Origin of the sequence: Methanolobus zinderi (assembly GCF_013388255.1) — an archaeon.
Lineage (GTDB): Archaea > Halobacteriota > Methanosarcinia > Methanosarcinales > Methanosarcinaceae > Methanolobus > Methanolobus zinderi.
Window position 1 is genome coordinate 853,286 of the sequence record NZ_CP058215.1, and the last position, 25,977, is coordinate 879,262.

The window sequence follows — 25,977 nt, forward strand, 5'->3', positions numbered from 1 at the left end:
ATATGCTAAATATATTACTACAGGTGTAATCAGAGGCTGATCAGTTTTGCGTCAATAATTCCTTCTACTGATCTCATTTCTTTGAGTATTGGCTCGGAAACCTCTGAATCAACATTTAATGCCATAATGGTTGTTTCGCCAACCTCAACTCTGCCAACCTGCATGCCTGATATGTTAATATTGTTCTTACCAAGCACAATGCAGCAAGGGCCTATGACATTTGGTTTATTGATGTGCTTTGCAACAACGATAAACCCGGATGGGACTATATCTACATGCTCTCCATTGATACTGATAATCTTGCCTGCATCACCTATTACAGCACCCATGATCGACTCGGATTCATTACCCTTTGTGATCTTAATTCCTATGGTGGAAGCATATTCCTCTGAGGTTTCGGATTTACTTTCAATAACTTCGACTTTTCTGGATTTTGCAACCGAAGGTGCATTGACATAATTGACCCCTGATCCGAGAGCTACCTGGAGCATTCCTTTTAACGCTGCAACGGTCATAGGTCTTGTATCCTTTTCCGCAATTTCTCCGTGGTAGCTGATCTCAATGCTCTCGTAATTCTTTCCCATTAACTGGGCGCAGGCACTGCTCATGGTCTCAGCAAGCTGGATATATGGGGCAAGCATGGTCATTATCTCCGGCTTTACAGATGGTATGTTGAGTGCGTTCTTTGCACTTCCTCCTCTGAGTACCGAGATGACTTCGTCGGCAACGGAGACTGCAACATTTATCTGTGCTTCCTGTGTGGATGCACCAAGATGCGGAGTAGCTATGAGATTTTCACATTCAAGCAAGGGGCTATCAAAGGGTGGCTCGTTTACGAACACATCTACTGCGGCACCTGCGATCTTACCGTTCTTGAGAGCTTCGGCCAGTGCTTCCTCATTGATTATGCCTCCACGTGCACAATTAATGATCCTTGCATTGTCCTTCATCATGTCGAATTCTTCTTTATCGATGATGTTCCTTGTTTCCTTTGTAAGTGGTGTGTGGACTGTGATAAAGTCGGCTTCCTTTGCGATCTCCTGCACACTCATGAGTTTGACACCAAGCTCTTTGGCCCTCTCCTCGGATATGAAAGGATCATATGCCAGAATATCCATTTCCAGTCCCTGTGCCCTCTTTGCCACCTCTGCGCCGATGCGTCCGAGTCCGATCACACCAAGGGTCTTACCATTGACCTCAACACCCATGAACTTCTTGCGTTCCCATTTTTTGGACTTCAATGATGAATTGGCCTGAGGGATATTCCTTGAAAGTGCAAGCATCATTGCGACGGTGTGCTCGGCGGCCGAGAGCATATTACCCTCCGGAGCGTTAACAACAATAATTCCTTTCTCAGTAGCAGCTTCTACATCAATATTGTCGACTCCGACTCCTGCTCTCCCGATGATCTTCATTTTGTCCGCAGCCTCGATTACCTTCCTTGTAACCTGTGTACCGCTGCGGATAACAAGAGCTTCGTAATCAGGTATCTTTTCCACCAGTTCTTCTTCTGAGAGACCGGTTAACACGTCAACTGTGAAATGCTCATTGAGCTTTGTCAATCCCTGCTCTGATAACGGATCGCTGACCAATACTTTCATTATGTTTATCTCCACAAGATCAATATAATTATTATGTATTTGATGATAATTATCTCTGCATTATGGTATGGAACTAAGTAACCATATGTATTATAATTGTCTGCAAGCTGCCCATAAGCCTTACGTTTTTATCTCACGCTCATCGGCTTTGAGATAGCAACTTTAGATATCTCTAACTACTTAAAAAGTTAAGCATCAGATGACGTAGCAGACCTGTATGCACTACCTATCCGCGTGTAGGAACTTCATAATCGGAACATATATATGGTATATAGGTGGATTTTATATATTTAATATAAGAACAATGACAGCTTATAGAAAGTCAGCATTGTTTTTCACAGGTGGTGCATGAATAAAAAACTCTCAGTTATTCTGGTCTCAGTGATTTTTGCCTTTCTTGTGCTGCTTTGCTTTGACTTTTTGAATAACCCTGTTATTGAAAATGGAAGTATTCTAAGCCGTTTCACAGAGCTATCTTCACGTGAGCTCTACCTTCCATCTTTTATCTTTCTGGTGTTCATGCTATCTGGTATTTCGGTTGCCGGCATGTCGGCAAAGTGTGATATTGCGCAGAAAAAAGTATCGAAAAAGGAAAAGGACCTGTTGATCCTGCACTCAGCAACTTCCATATCCGCTAATTCTCTTGATGGTGACTCTTTTTTAGATGATGTGTTAAATGAAGTCCTTTCCTACCTGGGAGCAGACTACGGTTTTATACATATGATCAGGCATGATGCAGGCAAAGCTGTTATGGTTGCGAATGCAGGTGCTCCTGCCAGGATTAAAAAACATGTGGATAATATCTCTCTTGACCATCCGTTCGTATCTGCCATCCTTGAAAACGATAAGATATCCGGTGAGAGGGACGGATCTCTTGCCACCACGGTAGATCCGGGATTCCCCGAAGGCCAGAATGGTGATTTTGTTGTTTTCCCGATGCTGGCGCGTAATAGAATAATCGGTTTTTTCACCTTATCCATTAAAGAGGGCTATTACCTGGATGAGGAGGATCTGTATGTCCTTGAGAGCGTGGGTAAACTTGCTGGAATAACTGTTGAGAACATAGAACTTCTGGAAAAGACGACCAGGTCCTATGAAGAACTCAGATCGCTGGACCAGATGAAGGATGAGTTCGTATCCAATGTGACTCATGAGCTCAAGACCCCGCTGATATCCATCAAAGGATACAGTGAGATCATGTACGAAGGCATGCTGGGTGAACTTAACGAGAAGCAGAAGCATGGTCTCAAGGTAATTGTCTCGAATTCCGAACGCCTTTACACATTGATCGAATCTCTCCTGCACATGAATTCATTTCAGTTCAAGAAAAAACATGTATTCTCTCCCCTCTGTTTGACCGACCTCATGGAAAATGCCATTGCCAGTCTCTCCTTCAAGATCGAGGATAAGAATATCTCCATTGACAGGAAATTCGGAAAGAACATGCGTTTTGTTTACGGCAATACGGAGATACTTAAGCAGCTTTTTGTGTATATTCTGGATAACGCCATAAAGTTCTCCACCGATTCGGGGAAGGTTGAAATATCGCTGTCCGAGGAGAACGAGTGGATGCACATTGAGATCTCGGATTATGGTGTCGGCATACCTGAGAACCATCTTTCACGCATATTCGAACGCTTTTACCAGGTTGACGGGTCCATGAGCCGCAGTTATGGTGGTAACGGTCTTGGCCTCTATCTTTCAAAGAACATTGTCGAGGTCCACGAAGGAAAGATATGGATCGAAAGTACCGAAGGAGTGGGTACCAATGTCCATATACTTTTACCTGTGTATGTGGAAAATGAGGAAATTGCAGAACCTGCTCTGGCAGATCAGCTTTCTTAAGAGCAGATTCGCTCAGAAGCAATGTCAGTCCTTATTCGTCCCTGAATCTGAAATATACTCTCCTGTTGTTCTTTCCCTTATTCTCTGCCTTGAATATCTCGATATGAGGAATCTCTCCCGTGTTTGATACATGTGTTCCTCCACAGGCCTGCCTGTCAACGTCCTCTATGCTTATCACCCTTATTTCTTCCAGTTCAGGAGGGAATGCGTCCTTGAGCTTAACCACCGAAGGGATGCTGAAAGCTTCTTCCCTTGTCAGAAGACTGATATCCACCGGGATGTTCATATCTATTATCCTGTTGACCTTTGATTCATAGGCCTTGATCTGCTCCCTGTCAAAGTTCTCCAGATTGAAATCAACCCTTGTCTTATTTTCAGCAAGCTGGTTCCCGCTTATTTTAGCACCTGTCTCATCATGGATTATCGCACTGAGTATATGACATGCGGTATGGTATTTCATGAAAAGCTGCCTTCTGTCCCAGTCTATGATCCCTTTCACCCTGTCTCCTTCTTTGAGGCCGACTTTTGATACTTCATGACTGACTGTTCCGTCAAACTTGCCTACAAAAACAACAGGGAACTCCTCGTCGTCACGCACGATCACTCCTGTGTCATGCGGCTGGCCTCCTGATTTCGGGTAAAAGGCGGTTCTGTCCAGCACCACGAATTTATCATCCTTCACGCTTTCAACCGTAGCTTCAAATTCTTTTAGGTAACAGTCCTTTAGGTATAGTTCTTCCATACCTTCCGGGTAGGGTTCACCTTAGATATATCTTTTACCTGGCATTCTGGCCAGAGCAGGATACCATCTTTGTACAAAAAAACCAAATAGTATTCATTTTTAATTTAAATCGACAATGTCAGAAGACAACTCCAGCAAGATCTCCATTTATCCGATCCTTTCCGTGAACTTTATCGGTACTCTGGGTTTGAGTCTTGTACTTCCGTTTCTGGTTTTCCTGGTGGAGAGGTTTGGTGGGAATGCACTTGTCTATGGTATACTGGCTTCCATGTACCCTGCTTTCCAGCTAGTTGGAGCTCCACTGCTGGGTAAGTGGTCTGATACCTACGGCCGGAAGAAGATCCTGTTTTTAAGTCAGACAGGCACCCTACTCTCCTGGTTGATCTTCATGCTGGCTCTCTTTATCCCGGTCGTGGCACTCCGTGATGTTGACTCGAACCTTCTCGGTGAGTTCGTAATAACAATTCCATTGATCTTACTGTTCATTGCAAGGGCCTTTGACGGCCTGACAGGTGGTAATGTTTCAGTCGCAAACGCATATGTTGCTGATATTACCGAGGAAAAGGATAGGAGTAAGAATTTCGGCCGTATGTCGGTGGCAATGAACCTTGGATTCATAGCAGGTCCGGCACTTGCCGGTCTTCTGAGTGTAACGGTCTACGGGGAAAAATTGCCGGTTCTGGCGGCCATCATAATATCACTGGTAGGAGTTCTGTTGATTGCCTTCTTTGTTCCGGAATCACGGAAGTGTGTGCAAAATCCTGATAGGGGCAAATCCAATGTAAAAAGGATTCTTGTAAATGAGCACAAGGATTGTGCAGGCTCTGACAGAAAAGAGAGATCAGGTTTCAGGGATGCATTCGCTATCGAACATATACCTTATATGCTTCTGATCTATTTCCTCCTCTTCATTGCCTTTAATATGTTCTATGCGGCTTTTCCGGTATATGCCATAGACAGGCTTGAATGGGATGTTGCGGAAATGGGCTTTTTCTTTTCCCTGCTGAGCTTTCTGCTTGTGATCGTTGAAGGTCCGGTGTTAAGCAGAGCTTCAAAGAAGCTTTCAGACAGCAGGCTGGCGATCATAGGTAGTCTGATACTCGGGACGAATTTTGTTCTGCTTGCATTCAGTGATGTTCTGCTTGCATACGCTGCTGCAGTTCTCTTTGCGATCGGCAACGGCTTCATGTGGCCTTCGATCCAGTCGATACTCTCAAAGCTTGCGGGAAGGACACATCAGGGTGTGGTACAGGGTGTATCTTCCAGTTTTACAAGTATTGCAAGTATCGTAGGCCTTGTGTTCGGCGGCTTCATATATGCCCAGGTCGGGATATGGACCTTTATTATTGCAGCGGTTATCGTCTATGCAGCTTTCCTGATGTCTTTCAGGCTGTTGTCATTTGAAACAACGGATTCGCTCGAATTAGATTGATCTGCAGGTTTACAGTTAATTATTCTTCATTTTCTGCTTCCTCTGTGATCTGGCATATACTTTCATTCTTTTCTGCAGTGTTGATTCCAAGCAGGTTATATGGTGTACAATGCCTTGTAAGGGAGGTGAAGACCCCTGCAAATCCTATTATTGCCAGCACCCATTTCAGCTTGCTGTCATTAAGTATACCTGCTGCCAGGGTTGTGAGAGCAAATGTTCCTAAAAAAGCTCTTATGAGCAGGTCAAGACCACCCACATTTTCGTTGGTAAACATACCTTTGAGATCGACCATATATATTCTCCTTTTATCTTTTCAGTAAAATGATATTTGTTTTTGTCCCAATAACGTTTTCTCATTCTTTCTGTTTCTCCAGCTTTATAAGTCTGAATGAGAGGAATACCACGGTAAAAATGATGACTGCTGCTATGAGGAAGGAGAAGGCTTTGATCTGGGTGTAAAGAATTCCTCCGGCAAGAAGTCCCAGTATGCTTGCAAAACTGCTGGAACTCATGGCAAAACCCTGGACAGACCCCTGGTATGTCTTTCCCGCAAACTTTGAAAGTACAGAAAGGATACTGGGCCACATAACTCCGTTACCGAATGCGAAGCAGATGGCTGCAAGGTAGATCAGATATATGTTACCGGGAATTATTAGAAGGAATTGTAATCCGAGTACGAAACCACCGACAACTATCAGGACAGATTCCATGTATCTCTGTGTCAGTCTTTCGAGAATCGGTCCCTGTACGAATGCCATCATGGCACTGATGACCGAGAAGTAAATTCCCAGGGTAGCCGGGTTCCATTCAAGAAGATCCACGGCATATACGGGGAAGGCTGTATAGTATATGTTGAACCCCAGAAATATCAAAAAGTACAGCATAAGCATGAAAGGGATATATTCAAGCCTGAATACGTCCCGCAGTTTTATGTCCTTTCCATTTTCGACCTCAAAACATTCCTTTTGTTCTTGTCCGAGCACCTTTCGGATACTTTCTGTCTCAGGATACTCTTCCATGGTACATGCCGATGTTTCCGGGAGGAAGAAAATGATTATCAATGTACCGATCACCGAAATGACCAGTGCCGCGGACACTGGCAGGATCTCTCCATAGACTGTCGCACCAAGGACCCCGGCAAGTGCGGGTCCGACCACATAACCAAGGTTGGATGCAACGGACATCCTGCCAAAGTTCTTGTTTCTTTCTTCTTCTGATGTCAGGTCGGCAAGATATGCATTGGCAACCGACACGTTACCACCGGTCGCCCCGTCAAGTGCTCGTGCAAAGAACATTGCAAGCAGTGGGAGGGTGATCGTAAAGATTCCCAATATGTCGGAATTGACATCTATCAGTTCGGTAACCGGTAAGAACAGGGCCGCAAGGAAGATTATCCATGCCACAAGTGTTCCGATCTGGCTTAAAAGCAATATCTTCTTCCTGCCATGGATGTCGGACCACCGTCCCAGTATGGGAGCTCCTATGAGCTGAAAGGCAGGATAGGTTGAGGCAAGTAGTCCGTAGATCAATGCATTGCCTCCGTATTCAGTTACAAGGAACACAAGGAAGGTAAGTATTATACCAAAGCCAAGGGTACCAATGAACGTGACTGTGTATAGTGGAAAGAGTTCCTTCCCGTTTTTAGCCGGGATGCCGGGACTCTGTGCCATATAAAATATGCTTGTGCTATCCTTTATAAGAATATCTTCTTCCGAAGCTTTTTTTCATCCTTTAGTTCAGGAACAATACATGGATCATTACTTTTCAATGAGTCATTTTATATGGGATGCCCTATTCTACAATTCTGCTAGGATACAAAAAGAGAAAAATAGTTGTGAGTACTTTAATTAATTGGCTTATTCCTAAATCAACGTGGTGTTTCAATGTCGGACAAAAGAAAAAGACGAGGATTTTTTGATAAGTTCCCGGATGATGAGGATTTCAGAGATATAGAGGATATCATTGAACACATGATGGAAAAGTTCGGGCTGGATCTGGACGACATTTCTAAACAGCCTTTCGTCTATGGTTTTTCCGTATCTAAACGTCCAGGGGAAGAACCTGAGATCAGGGAGTTCGGCAACATGCCGGACTACGAAGAAGATCTTAGCCCGGAGAACAGACATCAGGTCCGTATTGAACAAACACAGCCATTAATCGATATCTTTGAGATCGATGATATGGTGCATGTAGTAGCAGAACTGCCGGGCGTTGAGAAAAGTGATATCGAAGTGAATGCCAGTGAGTCCTCAATGGAACTGAAGGCTTCCAGTGGTGACATCGAATACTTTGAGCATGTAGAGTTCCCTGTGACTGTTGACCCTGACACCGCACAGGCAAATTACAGGAACGGCGTCCTTGAGGTCATTCTGACAGCAAAGGACTTCGGTAAAAAGCGACTAATCCAAATAGACTGACAGTACGGTCCTCATTCCTGCCTTTTTCCTTCTTTTTAAGACGCAGGTATGCTTCGTTTTATCATCCGTATATTATATCTGCCCGGTAGATAAAAAGCTTATATTGATATTTGTTTTAGTCCGGTAATCCTTCAGTTCAAATTACCATAAGTAATTTATAGTAGTCTAAATTATTCCTTTCATGGTATCCGAGGTAATAGTGCATGGTTAAAAAAACAATTCATGAGATCAATTCAAAGATAAAGGATGGCAGTGTCAACGTTGTCACAGCGGAGGAAATGGTGGACATCGTTGCGGAACTTGGACCGGAGGATGCTGCCAGGGACGTAGATGTTGTGACCACAGGTACCTTTGGTGCCATGTGTTCATCCGGAGTATGGTTCAATTTCGGCCATTCTGAGCCGCCGATCAAAATGCAGAAGGTGTGGATGAACGATGTTGAGGCCTACACGGGTGTGGCCGCCGTGGATGCGTTCCTGGGTGCTACACAGCTTTCGGACTCACTTGGCATGGAATATGGCGGAGCGCATGTGATGGAAGACCTCATAAGAGGTAAATCTGTGGATCTGCATGCGATCTCCCACGGGACTGACTGTTATCCGCGCAAGATACTTGATACTTCACTGGCCCTTGATGATATGAACCAGGCGATCATGGTCAATCCGAGGAATGCATATCAGAAGTATAATGCAGCGACCAATGGTACCAAGCAGACCATTCACACCTATATGGGCTCTTTGCTTCCCAAATACGGAAATGTGACCTATTCGGGTGCAGGTGTACTGTCCCCTCTTTCAAATGATCCTGAATACCGTACCATAGGAACAGGCAGTCGTATCTTCCTTGGTGGTACCCAGGGATACATCGTGGGACAGGGTACGCAGCATGCATCCGCAGGCCAGTTCGGCACCCTTATGGTTCAGGGTGATATGAAGAAGATGAGTTCGGACTACATCAGAGCTGCGAATTTCACAGGTTACGGTACATCATTGTATGTGGGAATGGGTATTCCGATCCCGGTACTCGACGAGAATGTAGCAAAAGCTACAGCAGTAACGGATGCGGACATCACTACTAATATACTTGATTACAGTGTACCCAGCAGAGATCGTCCTGCACTGCGTCAGGTTACGTATGCGGAGCTGAAGTCAGGATCAATTGAGATCAACGGCACAGAGGCTGCAACATCGTCACTTTCCAGTTTCAAGAAAGCCAGGAAGATTGCAGCCGAGCTGAAGGACTGGATATCAAAGGGTGATTTCTTCGTATCCATGCCGGTGGAGAACCTGCCTGCCAATACTTCGGCAAAACCAATGAAAGAGACAGAAGGCGTTAGTTTTGTATCAGAGATCATGTCCACAAATGTGGTGACGATAGAGAAGGATGCAAGTGTCTACAAGGCTGCAAAGATCATCATGGATTCCGAATTCAATCATCTCCCTGTGGTGAGTAAGGATAGTTCACTTGTGGGAATTGTTACTGCATGGGATATCTCAAAAGCGGTCTCCCAGGACAAGTTCGACCTTGTGGAAGATATGATGACAAGAAAGGTCATAACCGCAAAGACTGATGAGCGTGTGGATGTTGTGGCAAGGCGCCTTGATCTGAAAGGAGTGTCTGCGCTTCCGGTTCTGAACAAGGAGAATCACGTTATAGGTATTATCACAAGTGATGACATCAGTAAACTGTATGCTAGGAGGCACTGATATGAAAGTAAAGATCAATATATCATCGGAGATTGTCACAAAACCCATTCTTGCGGAAGCTATTGTTGAGACCGGTGTACTCCTGAACGTTTCCCAGGCACACTTTGACCGCTCACACGGTGAGGTCGTTGCTGATGTCCAGGAAGAACTCTTCGAGAAGATGAAGTCTGCGCTGGTATCAAAAGGTGCGGTTGTCAGAAAGCTTGACACTCCCATAGAATGGGATGAGGATGAATGTGTGGAATGCGGTGCCTGTATGTCCGTGTGCCCCACAAAAGTGTTCTCACTGGATGAGGATTACAGCCTTCTTGTTGATAAGAGCAAGTGTATACAGTGTGGCACCTGTGTTGAAATGTGCCCGCACAACGCCCTGAGCCTCATCGATAACGGTTAATATTGTGATTAGCAAACAAAAAGCCTTTCAGGCTATTTTTTTATTTTAATGATCTAACATGAAAGAGAATTATCGCCTGAAAGAAACCATCGTCAGCATACAGGCAGATGAAAAGTCACATATAGAGGCTGCCAAGAAGGCCATTGTCCATCACCGCATGGAGCTTGAGCGGTATATATCCTCAGACCCATTTTTCAAAACAAGCCTGGAACCCTATGAACTGCAGGGTGATGCCCCGGAGATCGTCAGGAGGCTGGTAGAGGCTGGAAATGCAATGGGCATCGGGCCCATGAGCGCTGTGGCAGGTACCATCTCATCCCTGGCAGTGGAAGAGATGGTTGAAAACGGAGCATCCTTTGCCGTTGTGGACAATGGCGGCGATATCGCTGTTATCAATGATCGTCCGATTGTCATGGGTATATATGCAGGTGAATCGCCACTGAAGGATCTGGGTTTTACCCTTGAGCCGGGAGATTCCATTAAAGGTGTATGCACATCCTCAGGTACTGTCGGACCCTCCATCAGTTTCGGGATGGCAGATGCGGCGGTTGTTTTCTCAGACAATGTCTCCCTTGCGGATTCTGCAGCAACGGCACTGGGTAACGCAACTGGGATCGGTAAGGAAGCTGTACAGGAAGCTTTTGAGGTTGTGAGAAATGTTGCGGGGATAAAAGGTGCTATTGTAATACAGGGTGAGTTCATGGGCCTGTGGGGTGATGTCCCTGAGCTTATAAGGGCCAATGTAAGATATGACTGCATCACCAAGGCCTGATGATAAAAATAAATAAAGAACTAAAAAAAGATATTTCACATTTTTTTGTTCTATCAGGGCGTGTTTGTAAGGTATGCTACTTCCTCAAAGGGCTGTATCACGACAAAACCCTCTCCTTTGAAAGCCATCTGTATGCTCTCGCCGCTTGATCTTCCCATGAAGGTCTTAAGCGACATATCGGTTTTCATGTCCGGCTTTAAATTACCAGACCATGCGACGGTGGCATTGGGATCGGTGTAGACCGGTGCATCCTTGTTAACCTTCAATGTTATGGGGTCGTAGTAGGTAGTGATGGCTACCATGCCGGTACCCTCAAGCTTTATACTGAACAATCCCCCTGAAACCACTCCTGCCATCTTTTTCATGAGCTTGATGTCCCAGTCTATTCCCTCTTCAAAGGCCAGCAGGTCGTTACCATTGACATAGAATGAGTCGTTCTGAAGATTAATTATGGATATCTTTTTTCCGTTATCTGCCAGGTAGACCTTGCCTTCTCCTTCGGCTTTTGTAAGGGACAATCCTTCTCCTGTAAATGCTTCTTTCATGAATTTCCCGAGTCCGTGTTCCAGCACTCCTTCACGTGTGAACTTGACATCTCCGTGATAGGCCACCATGGTGCCTTTCTTGGTCCACAGCCTTCCATCGAGGTTCACTTCGAGCAATCTGTCCCGTTCCAGTTCGAACTTTCCTTCGCCCAGATCTTTCTGGGAGGTTTGTTCAATGAACTCTTCTACTGAATATCGTGGTATACCGATCAACTCCTTTTCCTGTTTCTAAGCCACTCCTGTTTTTGTGGACAGGTGGTATTAATACCCTGCTCTGTGAGCCTACAAATTTATATAATCTGGAACAAGATATATCAATACTAACTAAAATCAACAAAATCATAAGGAGTGGTATAATTGGTTAAAGTAACTCTAGTACATTCGGAATGGTGTCATTTCTGTCCGGCAGCAAAGAGTCTCTGGAGAGATCTGAAGGACAAGTATGGCTTTGAATATAATGAGGTCGAACTTGATACTCCCGAAGGAAAAGAGCTTGCCCAGAAGTTCCATATTCGTTCGATACCCACAACCATCATTGATGATGAGGTTGCCTTTGTTGGTGTTCCTGACAGAGAACAGGCAAGTAATGTCGTAACCTGATGGTCGGTACAATGTATGATCTTGTCATTATAGGAGGAGGGCCTGCAGGTCTGGCAGCGGGTATATATGCCGTCCGGTATGGCATGGATGTTATCGTACTTGAAAAATCCATAGTTCAGGGGCAGATATCACTTACCAGCGTAATTGAGAACTTCCCGGGCTTCCCCTCGATTTCAGGGCGTGAGCTCATGCAGCATTTCAAGGCACATGCCACCGCAGCAGGTGTCGAAATGAAGGCTGCAGAGGTGAAGACAATAAAGGACAATGGTGATAGCAAGACCATTATCACCTTTGACGAGGAAATAGAGACAAAGGCCGTGATAATGGCAACAGGTGCGGAACCCAGAAGGCTTGGAGTTCCCGGTGAGAGTAAATACCTTGGAAAAGGTGTCTCCTATTGTGCAACCTGTGACGGTCCTTTCTTTGCCGGTCAGGAGGTCATTGTGGTTGGAGGGGGCGACTCAGCCATCACCGAAGCTCTGATCCTCTCCAATATCGCCGGTAAGGTCTACGTTATTCACAGAAGGGATGAGCTCCGGTCCTGTGACCTCCTGAAGAAAAGGGCTACTGAAAAGGAGAACATCGAATTCATCTGGGACACAACTCTGGAAGAGATCCTGGGTGATGAACTTGTAGAAAAGGTACGCCTGAAAAATGTGAAGACGAACGAGACCAAAGAGATGAATATTGACGGGGTATTCATTTTTGTGGGCATAAGTCCCAGAACGGAAATCGTTGATGTCGAAAAAACCAAGAATGGTTTCATCAAGACCGATGGTTTAATGCAAAGTTCTGTCAGCGGCATATTTGCAGCAGGTGATTGTCGTGAAACTGTAATGTGGCAGGTGGTCACTGCGGTTTCCGATGGTGCTGTTGCTGCAGTATCGGCTTACAAGTATATCATGGGTCTTGAATAAGCTCAGAAGAGGGGATGATCCTCCCCTCACATATGGAATGATGTAAAATGGAATGCAACAATGAAAATGATGGCATTTATTGTTTGAAGATATGTGCAGATTCCACTGCTGAAGATCTGGAACCCATTGCAGTAGCCATACACACCCTGCTGGGTATTCCCATAACTATCCGTAGTATGAATTCCAGGGGTATACGGATGGAAAGAGGTATTATCGTTGACAGGGAATATACGGGTCCGGTACTCGAAGAGGTGATCAGGACCAATACAGTGGTCAGGACGGTTCCTTCTGAAGGGGTGTACAGGGGAAAATCCGTAATAGTGGCACCGATAAGAACTCTTGCAGGTGAAGCTATCGGGGCTATCGGTGTTGTAGATCTTGTCGCAGCTCTGGATATACTTTCCATGTTCCGGGAATATCCCGGTATTGTCGATGAAGTTGAAGAAGCCAGAAAAAGAATGGAATGATCTTTATTTCTTTTTCAGAGGTCTTTGAATTTCTGGAACTTAACAGCCTGTGACACAACAAACGCAACGATCGAGATAGCAACCGCAAGCAGGATTACCATAACTACATTACCGTTTTCTGCAGACCTCATCATGGCGTAGAACAAAAAGGCACTCAGTATAATACCAACGATCATCAGGGCTGCGGTCGGCAAACTATATATTTTTTCAAGTGGTCCTTCCATATTGGAGACTCAGTTTCATGTATATTATAGTTTTCTGTTGATTCTCTACTTGTGACAGAGTTAGTACATGTATCTGTATGTATCTGCAACGGTATGAAATTAAAACTATAACTGATGTCAGATTATCTTAAATTATACTATCCCATGGACCCAATATCGGAGTTTAAGATGGAACTTAAGAACATACTCAATAAGATAAAGAATAACGAGATGGACCTTGAAGCTGCGGAAGAGCAGATCAGGTGCATGGGTTATGTCCCGGTTTCGGATATTGCCAAGGTGGACATATTCCGCAAGCACAGGACAGGTATCATGGAAGCTATACTTGCGGAAGGAAAGGACCCTGATGATATCGTGGAGATAGCAAAGGCCCAGGTCTCAGCAACAGGTCGTGTCCTGATTACCCGCCTTGGAAAAGATCACAGAGCAGCGCTGGAGGCTGGCTTCGATCCTGAGGAACTTGAATGGAGCCTTCACAGAACATTGGCCGTGGTCCATGACGGCACCCCGGCTCCAAGAACCGGTGGTGTTGTTGCTATTATCACAGCCGGGACCGCTGATATTGATGTTGCGGAGGAGGCGCGAATGGTGGCAAATGAAATGGGATGCGAGACAATTGCCATCTACGATGTGGGTGTTGCGGGTTTTCACAGGCTTGTGGGTGAGATGCTAAAACTCCAGGAGAAAAAGCCTGATTCGATCGTTGTTGCAGCCGGAAGGGAAGGTACTCTTCCCACAGTGGTATCAGGCCTTGTGGATGTGCCTGTCATCGGTCTTCCCGTATCGACAGGTTATGGTGCGGGAGCCAGGGGTGAGGCTGCGTTGCTTTCCATGTTACAATCATGTTCAGTTCTCTCGGTTGTGAACATTGACGCGGGCTTCGTGGCTGGCTCTTTTGCAGCCAGGATCGCAAATACAGTTGCAAAGGCCAGAAATGGGGATGTAGATAGGGAATGATGTTTGCTGTGGATGTTTTCCATCAGCGTTAATTGTTTCAAAATCCAAACAGATGAATTTACAGATGTGATGAAATGAGGTCTCTAATATTCGAACCGTTCTCAGGTGCCGCCGGGGATATGATACTTGCCAGCCTGATAGATCTTGGAGCTGACAGTCAGAAGCTGCGTGAGTTGATAGAATCCGCTGTTGATGTATCGGTGTCTGTTGACAGGGTCGACAAAAAGGGTATTGATGCTGTAAATGTGAGGATAGATGTACCCTATGAGACCCATTCCAGACATTATTCCGAAATAGTTGATGTAGTCAAAGGAGTCGGACTGCCTGCTGCTGTGGAGCAGAGTGTACTGGGTGTTTTTAAGATACTGGCAGAAGCGGAATCAAAGGTTCACGGCCTGCCACTTGACAAATTGCATTTCCATGAGGTCGGACAGAAGGATGCGCTTGCGGATGTTATCGGTTCCTGTTTTGCCATCCATGAACTTGGAGTAGATGCGGTATTTACAACCCCTGTCAATGTGGGAGGTGGGAAGGTTCACTCGGCACATGGTGCAATGGCGGTTCCGGCACCTGCAACCCTTGAGATACTCAGACAGAGTGGTCTGATATTCTACGGACAGGGAAGCATGGAGATGCTGACCCCAACCGGTGCAGCCATACTTGCCTATTTTGCAAAACCCCTGGAGGACCTGCCGCGCGGGATAGTGAGATCGACCGGCTATGGTGCGGGAGATGCGGATACCGAAGATCCTAACGTACTACGCTCAATGATGATGGACGTGCAGGATACGCTTTCAAAGGACACGATTGAGGTGCTTGAGACCAACGTGGATGATGTGACCGGTGAGATCCTCGGGAGCCTTTTTGAGAAACTCCTGTCAGTTGGTGCAAGGGATGTAACGATCATACCCGCGACCATGAAAAAAGGAAGGTCCGGTCATATAATCAAGGTGATCACAAAGCCTGAGAATAGTGACCGTGTGGCCAGAGAGCTCATGAAGGAGACGGGCACGCTCGGTATACGGGTGATCTCCACCAAACACCGCTATGTTGCAGATCGCAGGATGGACAGTGTGGATATTATGCTCGGTTCCAGGGAATTTACCGTCGCGGTCAAGATCGCACAGGACAGAAGCGGTGAGATCCTGCACATGTCTGCAGAGTACGAGGACTGCCGCAGGGTTGCGGAACAGATGAAATTACCGCTGAAGGAAGTTATCAGAAGGGTTGAGGAGGAAGCATGGAACAAGTTCCTCTGAATACTTCATCTAAAAATCGTACTTTTTACCACAAATCATGTAAACAATCCCGACAATCACACAGCAAATGATAGGCGACGTCATAAAAGTTTTCAAAGAACTTGACAGCAAGGACCTTCGCATACTACAGGGTATCGAAGTGGGTATGAAGCACTATGAGTGGGTGCCCATGGATGAGTTGCTCAAGATCACAAAAATACCATTCTCCACTCTGGAATATAAGTTGAGGCTGCTGAAAAAGAAAAATCTTGTAGTGATGACAAATGCACCTTATGAAGGCTACCAGATATATTTCGATGCATATGATACGCTTGCTGTGAACACATTTGTTAAAAGGGGTACAATAAGTGCCATTGGTGATGAGATCGGTGTCGGTAAGGAATCCGTGGTTGTTGAGGCCATAAAGGAGCCGGAACTTGGTCTGGGAGAGCTGCAGGGTGTCATCATAAAATTTCACAGGGAGGGGCGGACCAGCTTCAAGAGCGTCAAACGTGTGCGTTCCCATCTCGAGAACAAGGAACACTTTTCATGGATATACGCAGCCAGGCTTGCCGCAAAAAGGGAAGCCGATATCATGAACAGGCTCTATCCTGATGTGTCCGTTCCAAGACTTATTGATAATAACAGACATGCTCTTGTCATGGAAATTGCAGAAGGTGACCTGCTCTACAGAACAAAGCTTGAGGATCCGGGCTGGTTCTTTGACCGTATAATGGATCAATTGAAGAAAACATATGAGAAAGGTATTATTCACTCGGATATCAGCGCGTATAATGTATTTGTATATGACGGAGGCGTGCAGATCATTGACTGGCCACAATATGTTGAGACGAACCATCCGCATGCCGACGAGCTGCTTGAGAGGGATGTCCGCAATCTTCTGGAGTATTTCAAACGCAAGTACGACCTGGACAGGGATATTCCGGCAATACTTGACGAAATAAAGGCATCTGAAGAGTCATAACTATATTACATCACCAACATAAATCAAATATATATGCAAAATGGGGTTATTTACGGGATCGATATTGCAAAGGGTTCCTCAAGGGCCCAGGAAGCACCAAGATACGCCGTAGCTGTTCTGGAGAAAGGTGAGGTCGTCCATCACACGATGCTTCGCCGACATAAGATTCTCCGCATGATCCAGAGAGACCGTCCTGTATATATTGCTGTGGACAATATCTACGAACTTGCGGCTGATAAGCGGAACCTTATCCGTTTTCTGGAAAAACTGCCGCAAAACACCAAACTCGTCCAGGTTACAGGTGGCATTCACCAGCGACCCCTGACCCGGCTTGCCAGGGAACACAATTTTACATTCAATCAGTTCAATCCCAATGAGGAAGCAGAAGCATGTGCAGTACTTGCAAGTCTCGGCGTTGGCTGTGAGGTCTCGCTCTTTGAGGACCTTACTAAGATCAAGGTCAGCAGGGCACGTTCCCTTGGCAGAGGCGGCTGGAGCCAGAACCGCTACCGTAGGAAGGTTCATGGTGCTGTGAGGCAAAAAAGCCGGGAGATAGAGGACATACTGCGTAAGTTCTCCCGGGAAACGGGTTTTGAGTATACGTCCAAGATTACCGAAGGTTTCGGGGGGTATGTAAGAGCAGAATACACTGTCAGAGCAAGGCGGGACAGGGTACCTGTGAAACCTTCATCTACGGCTGATGTACAGGTGACGGTAAAAAGTGTGGAAAGGGACAAGATAAAGTATCTGCCACTGAAAAAGAAAGGCAGAAAGTATACCATAGTGGGTATAGATCCCGGTACAACCGTTGGTATGGCAATACTTTCCCTTGAAGGTGAATTACTTTTCCTGCAGAGCATACGGGGCATATCGCATGATGAAGTTGTCAAGCTGATAGCGGATTATGGTAAACCTGCAGTTGTAGCCACTGATGTTTTCCCGACTCCTGCTGCTGTTGAGAAGATACGGCGCAGCTTCAATGCTGTCATAGGCACTCCGGGCGGGGAGATTCGGGCGGAAGAAAAAATAGCCCTGGCCCGTCCGTTTGGTTATTCCAACGATCATGAGCGAGATGCACTTGCAGCCGCGCTGACCACTTATAAGAATTACAAAAATGTATTCTCCAGGGTGGAGAAGAAGACTCCTGCTCATCTTGATATTGACAAGGTGAAATTCCATGTTATCCATGGTGCCTCCATCGAGGATGCCATTGAGAAAATAACGCCCTCACCGGTGGTCAGGAAAGAGTCAAAACCCGAGCCTGAATCCGAAGAAGAGACGGCTCTGAACGATCTTGTCCGCAAGCTCAGGGATGAGGTAAACCAGAAGAACTCCCAGATAAAACAGCTCAAGGACTATGTGGCGGAACTCAAGTACGAATCAAACCAGAAAGAGCGCACCATAGAAAATCTTGAGATGCGGATCAGGAAGATAAGAAGTGAAAGTTACCAGAAGGTCCGCAAGGACAAGGAAATAGTTATCAGGGACAGGGAGATAGAGCGGCTTAAGAGGGATATTAAGAAGGTTCGCAAATCCCTCAAAAGACAACGCAAACGGGCCAAACGTATCAAGCAGATTCATAAAAAGGAGATCAGGGGTGAGGGTCTGTCTGTGAAGATAATCGCTTCCTTTGCAAAGGAGGCAATACAGCATACAAAGGACACCTATGGTATCAGGGAAGGTGATCTTGTATATCTTGAAGATCCGAGTGGAGGTGGCCCGGTCACAGCCTCCATACTTGCGGATTCGGGTGTCAGGGCGGTACTCATCTCGGAAGAAATGCCTCATGCAGCCCTTGAGTATTTCTATGATTCCGATATCCCTGTGATCAGGGGTCTGAAACTGCAGAGGGTGGATGACCTTGCCACCATCGATCCGGAAGCACTTGATAAGGCGATATTTGAATGGGAAGAGAAGGCCAGGGAGCGTCGCAAGGAAAAGGATCATGAACAATTCCAGTCAATTCTGGATGAATACAGAAGTGAACGCAGAAGAGGTCTCGTATGATTTCATATCTACTTTTCAGAGGGATTTGCCTGTGACAAGATCCTCAATTCTGCTGGCCGGTGGCCTTGGAACAAGGTTGAACGGATATGAGAAGGCATTGTTACCCCTGGAAGAAGGAACTTTTATAGAAAATACTCTGCAGGTGCTGGAATCTGTTAGTGACGAAGTTGTAGTATCATTCAGGGATGAAGAACAGCTCGACCTGTTTCGGGAGTATGTCTGTGGAAAAGAAACAGTGATAGATAAGCTCAGAAACATCGGTCCTCTCGGGGGTATGCTTGAAGGATTCAAAAAAGCATCAGGTGAATATGTTTTTGTTGTGGCGTGCGATATGCCCTATCTTAACGGGGAGCTTATCAACCTGCTTTTCGAAAGATTGGAAGGTCATGATGCAGTACTTCCGGTAAACAGCTCCGGGCAGAAAGAACCACTTCATGCGGTGTACAGGAGAAAGCCCATGCTCTCTGAGACGAAGAGGTGTGTGGGTGAGGGTCTAAGGTCGGTGATGGCTCCTGTTTCCGCACTTGATGATGTACTGTTTCTGGAAAGTGAGGAAATATCTAAGATAGATAAAGACCTTCTTTCATTTACCAATATAAACACAGCCCGGGATATGGATATGCTCGGAAAGGACAAACCCAGGTGATTTTACGAAAATAAAGGATGTTGATAAGGATCTGGTCATCGAGAAAGCTATCAGTAGAATCTCCGATACGTACGATGTGGATATCTCCGTGATCAGGAATGCTATTTACGAGCTGGGGGAACCGCTTGATCTTGTAAAAATGGTGGAGGAAGGTATCTTCTGCTTCAGGGGTCCCGATGATGAGGTACGTTATGATAATGCGTCGATCTGTCTATCGAACAAGATACTTGCCAACAGGGATGTGGCTGATGCGATTTTAAGTGTGATCTATTCCAGGATCAGGAACTGGGACAGAGAGGATGCTAACGCCCTTCTGTCTGATCTGAAAAAAGCTATCAGTATCATGGAACTAAATCCCGATGATTATCCCGGTTTTGCTTCTTGCGGTCTTGATATAGAAAAGATCCCTTCTGAAAAGGTCCCCGGGGACATTGAAGGTCGATGCCGTGTATGGGCAGTGGATAAACAGGGAATGTGTCTTGTTGGTGAAGATGCGGACAGGGTAAGATCCGTACATGAGATCAGAAAGTCGGTATCTGGTATCTAACAATGTTGTGAATGTGACTTATGCTCTGTGATTTGACACTGTCAGCCTAAAATACTAAAGTTTATATCAAATAAAATATATTTCATTACATCACAGTGATACATGCATGAATAAAATATTATAGTTGTTATCTGTTCGGTGCTAGCTGAAAGGAGCTGTCTTTGTTTAAAATGATGCGAAGAACATGCTTCCGAATGGCCTGTAATGAATGCCGTTTCATCTGACAACTCAATTGTCATGCGTACAAGAATATACTGGAATGTTAATGGCATGTGCTAAAATATGTTCATTCATTTCGTTGTCGCAATCTCGGAGCTGGTTGGCGGGATGGAAAACGATACCCCTGAAGAGTGGTTCAAGCTTGCTTTCGAAGCTGAGGACCCGGAAGAAAAGATCGAGTACTTTGATCTCATACTTGAGTGCAAGACCAGGAATCCTGAAATCTGGAGCAATGAGGCTATTGCACTCATATGGAACAACAAAGGTATTGCTTATTCTTTTCTCGCGATGTACGGGGAAGCACTTGACTGTTTTGAAAGATCGTTAAAACTCAATAAGAACGACACTGATGTCTGGTATAACAAAGGTGTTGCACTTTTCCAGCTTGGAAGGTTCGAAGAAGCCATAAAATGTTATAACAGGATTTTGTCCATCGATCCCAGGAATGATAATGCCTGGATCAATATGGGTGATGTCCTTGAATACACAGGCAGGCATAACGAAGCTATTGAATGTTATAGCAAGGTTCACAAGGAGATAGAACTTGATAATAAGTTTGCTATTGTCTGGAACAAAAAAGGTCTTGTTTATTTTGGTATCGGCCGCTATGCCGATGCGGCAGAGTGCTTCTCAAAGGTGCTTAAGATCGATCCCGAGCATGCCGAGGCAATCGAGCATTTAAAGGTTGCCGTGGAAGAAGCTAAAAAGAAAAATGACAGGCTCATAAACGCCTGAATCTATACGTTGAATTTCTCTCCAAGCTCAGGTGCGTGGGCATCCACACCTATCTCTTCTCTAATCCATTCGGCAAAACTTTCCGTATCATCACCATGCATGGTGAATACATGCTCGGTACCCCTGTCGCAGAATTCGGAGACGATGGCCTTCAGTTCTCTGTCACCACAGTGGGCTGAGAAATCATACTGTTCAACCTTTATTCCAAGTTGCTGAATGACACCATCATTCTCTATGACCCCATTATCCAGGGCCATTCTGCCGTTTGTTCCTTCAACCTGGTAACCTGTGATCAGTATCTTGGATTTTGGGTCCTTGAATATCTTCTTAAGATAATACATAACAGGTCCGCCGTTAAGCATTCCTGCGGTGGTGACTATTACTGAGGACTCAAGGGGTACTTTATCCCTTTTTCTGCCCGAAACAATGGTAGCGTTCTTGAACGCCCTTTTGAGCTGGTTGGGGTTACGCAGATAATGCGGATACTTCATCATGAGTTTGTAGGCGGAAACTCCCATCCCGTCAACATACGCCCCGATGCCATGCGACTCAAGAAGCATTAGTATTTCCTGTGTTCTTCCGATGGCAAAGGCAGGAATGATCACATTTCCTCCTATGTTGAGTGTGTCCATAAGAGAATCTATGAATGCGTTTTCCATTTCCTTTCTCGGAGGATGATCCTCTCCGAAATAGGTACTCTCGATAATAAGGGTATCAGCATCAGGGAAATCCCCTGCACCAAAAACCAGTCTGGTGTCAAGCGTATTTATATCACCGGTATAGAAGAGGCTCTTTGAATCCTTTCCTTCCAGATATATGGAAGCAGCACCGGGAATATGACCTGCGTCATGGAACTGTGCCCTGTAGCCGTGGGTATGGAACTCAATATCCGGATCGATCGTGTTTGTTTTTTGCATGAACCGGGACAGGTCCATACTGTCAAAACCTGCATCTTCTCCTTTTCTATCTGCGATCTTCAGGGTATCCCTGGCAAGCATGGCCGCAAGATCGAAGGTAAGCGGGGTCATGAATACTTCCGGTGCCATATCCATAAGATTCGGAACGGCGCCGGCATGGTCGAGATGTGCGTGTGATACAAGTACTGCATCCGGTTTTGAACCGTTGAGTGGATACTGTGTATGTTCCCCTGGTTTTAATCCGTAGTCCAGCATGATACTGTCATCAACAAGTACTGCCGAACGCCCTACTTCCCTGGAAGCTCCTTTGAATTCTAATTTCAGATAAATCACCTTTTTATCAGGCAATGGCATCCTGCCAGTTCCTGATCTTTTTCACAGGTATGTTAGTGGTCTTTGCAAGTTCGAAAGCATCAACTTCGATCAGATCATCGACCTCGGATACGCCTGCATCTTCAAGTTTCCCTGCAGTTACCTTTCCGATACCGGATATATCCGTTATCTTCTTTGGTTTGATCTTGCCATTATTATTCTTTTTCTCTTCTTCCTGGGCCTTCTGCCATTCTTCGAAATTGCAGTGGGGACATCCCAGTTTCCAGGGCCTTTTCCCGGAATTGATAATTGTGACGTGATAAAGATCGTGATCCTCGCAGGTCTTATCCGTAACTATGATCTTGCCTCCTCTTGGAAGCGGCAGTGCGAAATTACAGTCGGGATAACCCTCACATCCGATGAACCTTGATCCCTTTCTGGAACGCATTACCATGAGGTTGGAGCCACAGTTAGGACAGTTACCTATGATCTTATCCTCTCTCAGACCGGCACGCAGGGCTTCACTGACATTGTCCTTGTTCTCCTCAAGTTCCTCGAAGATGGAGAACAGCATTTCCCTTGACTCGTTCAGGACTTCATCTTCCGGTATCTGACCCTCTGCTATCCGGTCCATGTCAGCTTCCAGCTTACTTGTCATATCATGCTTTGATATGGTGGGTGCGAACTTCTCCAGTGCTTCCACCACTGCATAGGCGGTCTTGGTGGGCTGAAGAGGGTTTCCATGAATATATGCCCTTGAGTATAGTTTGCTTATTATCTCATGGCGTGTGGCCTTGGTACCGAGTCCGAGCTCTTCCATGATACGTATGAGTCTTCCCTGTCCGTATCTTCCGGGCGGTTTTGTTTCCTTGTCCTCAATGATCTTATCCAGGACCTCGAGTTTTTCCCCTTCTTTAAGTTCCGGCAGGAGCCTGTCCTCCGGAGCATTATAGTGATAGTACCATCTCCATCCGGGAACTATCAGCCGCGCACCATTGGCCTTGAATTCCTCGGAATCGATGTCAAATCTCGCTCTGATGGTCTGCCACTGGGCGGGTTCTGCAAAGGTTGCAAAGAAACGCCTGACAACAAGTTCGTAGACCTTCCATTCCTGTTCATTGAGCTCTGACTTTTTTGCAAGGGATGCTGGATAGATAGGAGGGTGGTCTGTTGTCTCTTTCTTACCCCTTGTGGGTTTTAGCTCTTTTTTCTGAAGAAGCTTCTTTGCATATTCCTTGAAGGGTCCCTTGCTGAATACCTCGATCTGTGCCCTCAGGTCAATACTTTCGGGATAGACTGTATTATCTGTCCTTGGGTACGAGATGAAACCGTTCATATACAGGGATTCGGCTATCCTCATGGCATTTGCTGCCGTGAAACCGATGGAACTTGCCGCACTGATGAACTCCGTGGTATTGAATGGTGTTGGAGGTTTGTCCGTCTTGGTGGATGTGTTGACACTGGATACCGTGGCGGTGTCTCCGATCTTTTTTAATATCTCGTCAACCTCTTCCTTCTTCCAGAAGCGCTTTGTCTTGTGTTCGACCTTGAATTCTTCACCTTTTCCCGTCCTGAGATTGGCTGAAAGTTCCCAGTAGGGTTTGGGAATGAATACATCCCTTTCTTTTTCCCGCTCGACGATCAGGGCAAGTGTCGGTGACTGTACCCTTCCCACGGAAAGGAACATGTTCCCGAGACGCCCGGCGGCAAGAGAGATAAAACGGGTAAGCGAAGCACCCCATACAAGATCGATGACCTGTCTTGAATGTCCCGCATCTGCCAGGTTGAAATCTATTTTAGTGGGATTTCCAAAAGCTTGCTCTATTTCCTTTGGTGTGATGGCACTGTAGTGAACACGGTCGAATTCGATTTCCGAATTCACATTTTTCAGTATGTCAAGGGCTTCGACACCGATGAGCTCACCTTCCCTGTCATAGTCAGTGGCAATTGTCACCTTTGTGGCCTGCTTACCCAGTTTCTTAAGTGCGGACACGATTTTTACCTGGGTGGAAGCTGTGACGATCTCGGCGTCAATAAGATCCTTTGACTCAACCTTCTGCCAGTTGTTGTATGCCTTCGGGAAATCCAGCTTTACTATATGCCCGCTGAGTCCGATGAACACCTTCTTATCTTCTTCAGAGCCGAATTCGTAGGTATCAACTCCGCTGACGCGTACTTTTTTCAGCTTCTTCGGTGAAAGGATATTTGCTATCCTCTTTGCTGCAATGTGTTTTTCTGCTATGATGAGATGCATATTATCTCCAGAGTCCCTCATGAAATGAATAATAGAATATTTAAGACCGGTAACATAATAAAAATACTTATATTAATCGGCTTTTTATGTTCTAGTTTAAAAAACATTCTGATAAATATATCTATCGCAATCAAAAAAAGTCTGAAATATTCTCATGAAGCTAATGGAAAACGACCGCAGTATGCCGAGTATTTCCTGTGGATGTAGCGTAAATAAAAAAAGTATCTATCTGATAATGAGGGGATGCATCCCCCGGCCATGTGACTCAGGGGATGACTGGATAAGACCACTCCGTTTATTGTTTCTGTATAAGCTCGATGTCTTCAAGCACTGCCTGAAGGTCATCTTCATGCTCGATTTCATCGGTAAGGATCTCCAATACGATCTCGTATGTTACGGGATCCTTATCCTTTACTTTCTCAAGTATGGAATTATAGACCTGGATCGCACACTGCTCACCCTTTATGTTCTGTTCGAGTATTCTTTTGACAAAGGGATCTTCCGGTGATTCATAACCACAGTTGCCGATCTTGCTCCACTCTTCCGGTGAGAGCACCGGGGTTCCCCCGAGTTGCATGATCCTGTTGGACAGCATATCCGCATGCCTGAGCTCGTCATTTGCATGTTCGAGAAGTTCGGCAGCAGCAGCTTCTCTCATCGGACCCTTGATCACTTTTGAACCGACCCAGTACTGGTAGTATGCAAGCCATTCGTCTGCAAGAGCCTTATTTAAGGACTCGATCAGGTCGTTTACATCCACTCCAAGTGTTTCAAGTAATTGTACTCCTTTTGTTCCCATTTTTCTCACCTCTGTATTTATAAAATAACTGCTCAGGATTGTTTCCTGAAGCACATGAACCAGTCAAGACAGTACTTGCCTTCCTCTGCTGACTCGACTCTTTCCTTTGCTGTTCCGCATGATCCTGGTGGTGGAATGATCACATCATCTCCTGGCTGCCAGTTTGCAGGGGTTGCAATGTCTTCAGCATCTGATTTCTGCAGTGCCAGCAGGAGCCTTTTGATCTCATCCATGTTCCTTCCGTTGGAAAGCGGATAGTAGAGTATTGCCCTGATCTTTGCCTTCGGGTCCATCACGAATACCGCCCTTACGGCCTGGGTGTCCGAAGCATTTGGCTGTACCATTCCGAATTTCTTTGCCACATCCATCTTAAGATCGGCGATTACCGGGAAGGTAATCTCAATGTCCTTCATTCCCTTGTATTCGATCTTCTCTTTGATGGTTCTCAGCCATGCAATGTGTGCGTATATGCTGTCAATTGACAATCCGATCAGTTCACAGTTGAGCTCTTTGAACTCATCCTGCATGCTTGCAAAGGTCATGAACTCGGTGGTACATACCGGTGTGAAATCCGCCGGATGGCTGAAAAGGACCACCCACTTACCCTTGTAATCTGTCGGGAAATTGATCTGTCCGTTGGTCGTTTCTGCTTTAAAAGACGGTGCATCGTCCCCTATAAGTGGCATTGTTACTATATCT

The 25,977-nt window shown here is 45.7% G+C and carries 26 protein-coding genes; 16 read left to right on the forward strand and 10 right to left on the reverse strand.

The features are described 5' to 3' along the window. Window positions 1-29 precede the first annotated feature (29 nt). Window positions 30-1,601 (reverse strand): phosphoglycerate dehydrogenase, encoded by a 1,572-nt coding sequence (serA, locus tag HWN40_RS04290; protein ID WP_176964588.1) that lies wholly within the window; start codon window positions 1,599-1,601, stop codon window positions 30-32. A 348-nt stretch (window positions 1,602-1,949) separates the two neighbouring features. On the opposite strand from serA, the gene HWN40_RS04295 reads away from it, so the two are divergent. Then, on the forward strand, window positions 1,950-3,446 hold the full coding sequence (locus HWN40_RS04295; protein ID WP_176964589.1) for an ATP-binding protein: 1,497 nt from the start codon (window positions 1,950-1,952) through the stop codon (window positions 3,444-3,446). Between the two features lie 31 nt (window positions 3,447-3,477). Here the strand turns inward: HWN40_RS04295 and alaXM are convergent, their stop codons facing one another. Beyond that, window positions 3,478-4,188 (reverse strand): alanyl-tRNA editing protein AlaXM, encoded by a 711-nt coding sequence (gene alaXM / locus HWN40_RS04300; protein WP_176964590.1) that lies wholly within the window; start codon window positions 4,186-4,188, stop codon window positions 3,478-3,480. A gap of 115 nt (window positions 4,189-4,303) precedes the next feature. Between alaXM and HWN40_RS04305 the strand changes: the two genes are divergently transcribed. Further along, window positions 4,304-5,620 (forward strand): MFS transporter, encoded by a 1,317-nt coding sequence (locus HWN40_RS04305; protein WP_176964591.1) that lies wholly within the window; start codon window positions 4,304-4,306, stop codon window positions 5,618-5,620. Between the two features lie 19 nt (window positions 5,621-5,639). On the opposite strand, the gene HWN40_RS04310 is transcribed toward HWN40_RS04305, so the two are convergent. Both HWN40_RS04310 and HWN40_RS04315 read right to left on the reverse strand, forming a co-directional pair. After that, window positions 5,640-5,912 carry a YgaP family membrane protein gene (locus tag HWN40_RS04310; protein ID WP_176964592.1) on the reverse strand — a complete coding sequence of 91 codons (273 nt, stop codon included), beginning with the start codon at window positions 5,910-5,912 and terminating at the stop codon, window positions 5,640-5,642. A gap of 61 nt (window positions 5,913-5,973) precedes the next feature. Continuing rightward, entirely contained in the window at window positions 5,974-7,290 is a 1,317-nt protein-coding gene (locus HWN40_RS04315) for an MFS transporter (protein ID WP_176964593.1), read from the reverse strand. Between the two features lie 213 nt (window positions 7,291-7,503). Between HWN40_RS04315 and hsp20 the strand changes: the two genes are divergently transcribed. From hsp20 to HWN40_RS04335, 4 genes are all read left to right on the forward strand, one after another. Continuing rightward, window positions 7,504-8,037, forward strand: a complete 534-nt coding sequence (gene hsp20, locus HWN40_RS04320; protein WP_176964594.1) for an archaeal heat shock protein Hsp20 — start codon at window positions 7,504-7,506, stop codon at window positions 8,035-8,037. A 203-nt stretch (window positions 8,038-8,240) separates the two neighbouring features. Continuing rightward, complete coding sequence (locus HWN40_RS04325; protein WP_176964595.1) at window positions 8,241-9,743, forward strand: homocysteine biosynthesis protein; 1,503 nt, start codon at window positions 8,241-8,243, stop codon at window positions 9,741-9,743. Window position 9,744: 1 nt separating this feature from the next. Next, window positions 9,745-10,137 carry a 4Fe-4S binding protein gene (locus HWN40_RS04330; RefSeq protein ID WP_176964596.1) on the forward strand — a complete coding sequence of 131 codons (393 nt, stop codon included), beginning with the start codon at window positions 9,745-9,747 and terminating at the stop codon, window positions 10,135-10,137. Window positions 10,138-10,195: 58 nt separating this feature from the next. Continuing rightward, window positions 10,196-10,909 (forward strand): UPF0280 family protein, encoded by a 714-nt coding sequence (locus tag HWN40_RS04335; RefSeq protein WP_176964597.1) that lies wholly within the window; start codon window positions 10,196-10,198, stop codon window positions 10,907-10,909. Window positions 10,910-10,962: 53 nt separating this feature from the next. Here the strand turns inward: HWN40_RS04335 and HWN40_RS04340 are convergent, their stop codons facing one another. Further along, complete coding sequence (locus tag HWN40_RS04340; RefSeq protein WP_343044097.1) at window positions 10,963-11,667, reverse strand: AIM24 family protein; 705 nt, start codon at window positions 11,665-11,667, stop codon at window positions 10,963-10,965. Between the two features lie 144 nt (window positions 11,668-11,811). Between HWN40_RS04340 and HWN40_RS04345 the strand changes: the two genes are divergently transcribed. The 3 genes from HWN40_RS04345 to HWN40_RS04355 are packed head-to-tail and all read left to right on the forward strand — an operon-like array spanning window position 11,812 to window position 13,438. Beyond that, window positions 11,812-12,054, forward strand: coding sequence for a glutaredoxin family protein (locus HWN40_RS04345; RefSeq protein ID WP_176964598.1), 243 nt, complete (start codon window positions 11,812-11,814; stop codon window positions 12,052-12,054). After that, window positions 12,054-12,971, forward strand: coding sequence for a thioredoxin-disulfide reductase (gene trxB / locus HWN40_RS04350; protein ID WP_246275971.1), 918 nt, complete (start codon window positions 12,054-12,056; stop codon window positions 12,969-12,971). Before HWN40_RS04345 ends, trxB begins: the two co-directional genes overlap by 1 nt. A gap of 47 nt (window positions 12,972-13,018) precedes the next feature. Next, window positions 13,019-13,438 (forward strand): DUF2111 domain-containing protein, encoded by a 420-nt coding sequence (locus tag HWN40_RS04355; RefSeq protein ID WP_176964599.1) that lies wholly within the window; start codon window positions 13,019-13,021, stop codon window positions 13,436-13,438. A 14-nt stretch (window positions 13,439-13,452) separates the two neighbouring features. Here HWN40_RS04355 and HWN40_RS04360 read toward each other — a convergent pair whose 3' ends face one another. Then, entirely contained in the window at window positions 13,453-13,662 is a 210-nt protein-coding gene (locus tag HWN40_RS04360; protein WP_176964600.1) for a hypothetical protein, read from the reverse strand. A gap of 168 nt (window positions 13,663-13,830) precedes the next feature. Here HWN40_RS04360 and larB point away from each other — a divergent pair, with 168 nt between their 5' ends. The 7 genes from larB to HWN40_RS04395 all read left to right on the forward strand — a co-directional run bounded on the left by larB (window position 13,831) and on the right by HWN40_RS04395 (window position 20,996). Continuing rightward, entirely contained in the window at window positions 13,831-14,619 is a 789-nt protein-coding gene (larB, locus tag HWN40_RS04365) for a nickel pincer cofactor biosynthesis protein LarB (RefSeq protein ID WP_176966276.1), read from the forward strand. Window positions 14,620-14,693: 74 nt separating this feature from the next. Beyond that, window positions 14,694-15,878, forward strand: a complete 1,185-nt coding sequence (gene larC / locus HWN40_RS04370; protein ID WP_176964601.1) for a nickel pincer cofactor biosynthesis protein LarC — start codon at window positions 14,694-14,696, stop codon at window positions 15,876-15,878. A gap of 67 nt (window positions 15,879-15,945) precedes the next feature. Further along, window positions 15,946-16,842, forward strand: coding sequence for an RIO1 family regulatory kinase/ATPase domain-containing protein (locus HWN40_RS04375; RefSeq protein WP_176964602.1), 897 nt, complete (start codon window positions 15,946-15,948; stop codon window positions 16,840-16,842). 33 nt (window positions 16,843-16,875) lie between these two features. Continuing rightward, window positions 16,876-18,849 carry a DUF460 domain-containing protein gene (locus HWN40_RS04380; protein ID WP_176964603.1) on the forward strand — a complete coding sequence of 658 codons (1,974 nt, stop codon included), beginning with the start codon at window positions 16,876-16,878 and terminating at the stop codon, window positions 18,847-18,849. Then, on the forward strand, window positions 18,812-19,495 hold the full coding sequence (locus HWN40_RS04385) for a molybdenum cofactor guanylyltransferase (protein ID WP_176964604.1): 684 nt from the start codon (window positions 18,812-18,814) through the stop codon (window positions 19,493-19,495). Before HWN40_RS04380 ends, HWN40_RS04385 begins: the two co-directional genes overlap by 38 nt. A 76-nt stretch (window positions 19,496-19,571) precedes the next feature. Further along, complete coding sequence (locus HWN40_RS04390) at window positions 19,572-20,042, forward strand: hypothetical protein (RefSeq protein ID WP_246275972.1); 471 nt, start codon at window positions 19,572-19,574, stop codon at window positions 20,040-20,042. Between the two features lie 282 nt (window positions 20,043-20,324). Continuing rightward, entirely contained in the window at window positions 20,325-20,996 is a 672-nt protein-coding gene (locus tag HWN40_RS04395) for a tetratricopeptide repeat protein (RefSeq protein ID WP_176964605.1), read from the forward strand. 2 nt (window positions 20,997-20,998) lie between these two features. Here HWN40_RS04395 and HWN40_RS04400 read toward each other — a convergent pair whose 3' ends face one another. From HWN40_RS04400 to HWN40_RS04415, 4 genes are all read right to left on the reverse strand, one after another. Then, on the reverse strand, window positions 20,999-22,267 hold the full coding sequence (locus HWN40_RS04400; RefSeq protein WP_246275973.1) for an MBL fold metallo-hydrolase: 1,269 nt from the start codon (window positions 22,265-22,267) through the stop codon (window positions 20,999-21,001). Then, a complete protein-coding gene (locus tag HWN40_RS04405) occupies window positions 22,254-24,479 on the reverse strand; it encodes a DNA topoisomerase I (protein WP_176964606.1) in 2,226 nt (741 codons plus the stop codon). The genes HWN40_RS04400 and HWN40_RS04405 overlap by 14 nt, the downstream gene beginning before the upstream one ends. Window positions 24,480-24,774: 295 nt before the next feature. Next, window positions 24,775-25,278, reverse strand: coding sequence for a ferritin-like domain-containing protein (locus HWN40_RS04410; protein ID WP_176964607.1), 504 nt, complete (start codon window positions 25,276-25,278; stop codon window positions 24,775-24,777). Window positions 25,279-25,310: 32 nt separating this feature from the next. Continuing rightward, window positions 25,311-25,964 (reverse strand): peroxiredoxin, encoded by a 654-nt coding sequence (locus HWN40_RS04415; RefSeq protein WP_176966279.1) that lies wholly within the window; start codon window positions 25,962-25,964, stop codon window positions 25,311-25,313. Between the last annotated feature and the right edge of the window lie 13 nt (window positions 25,965-25,977).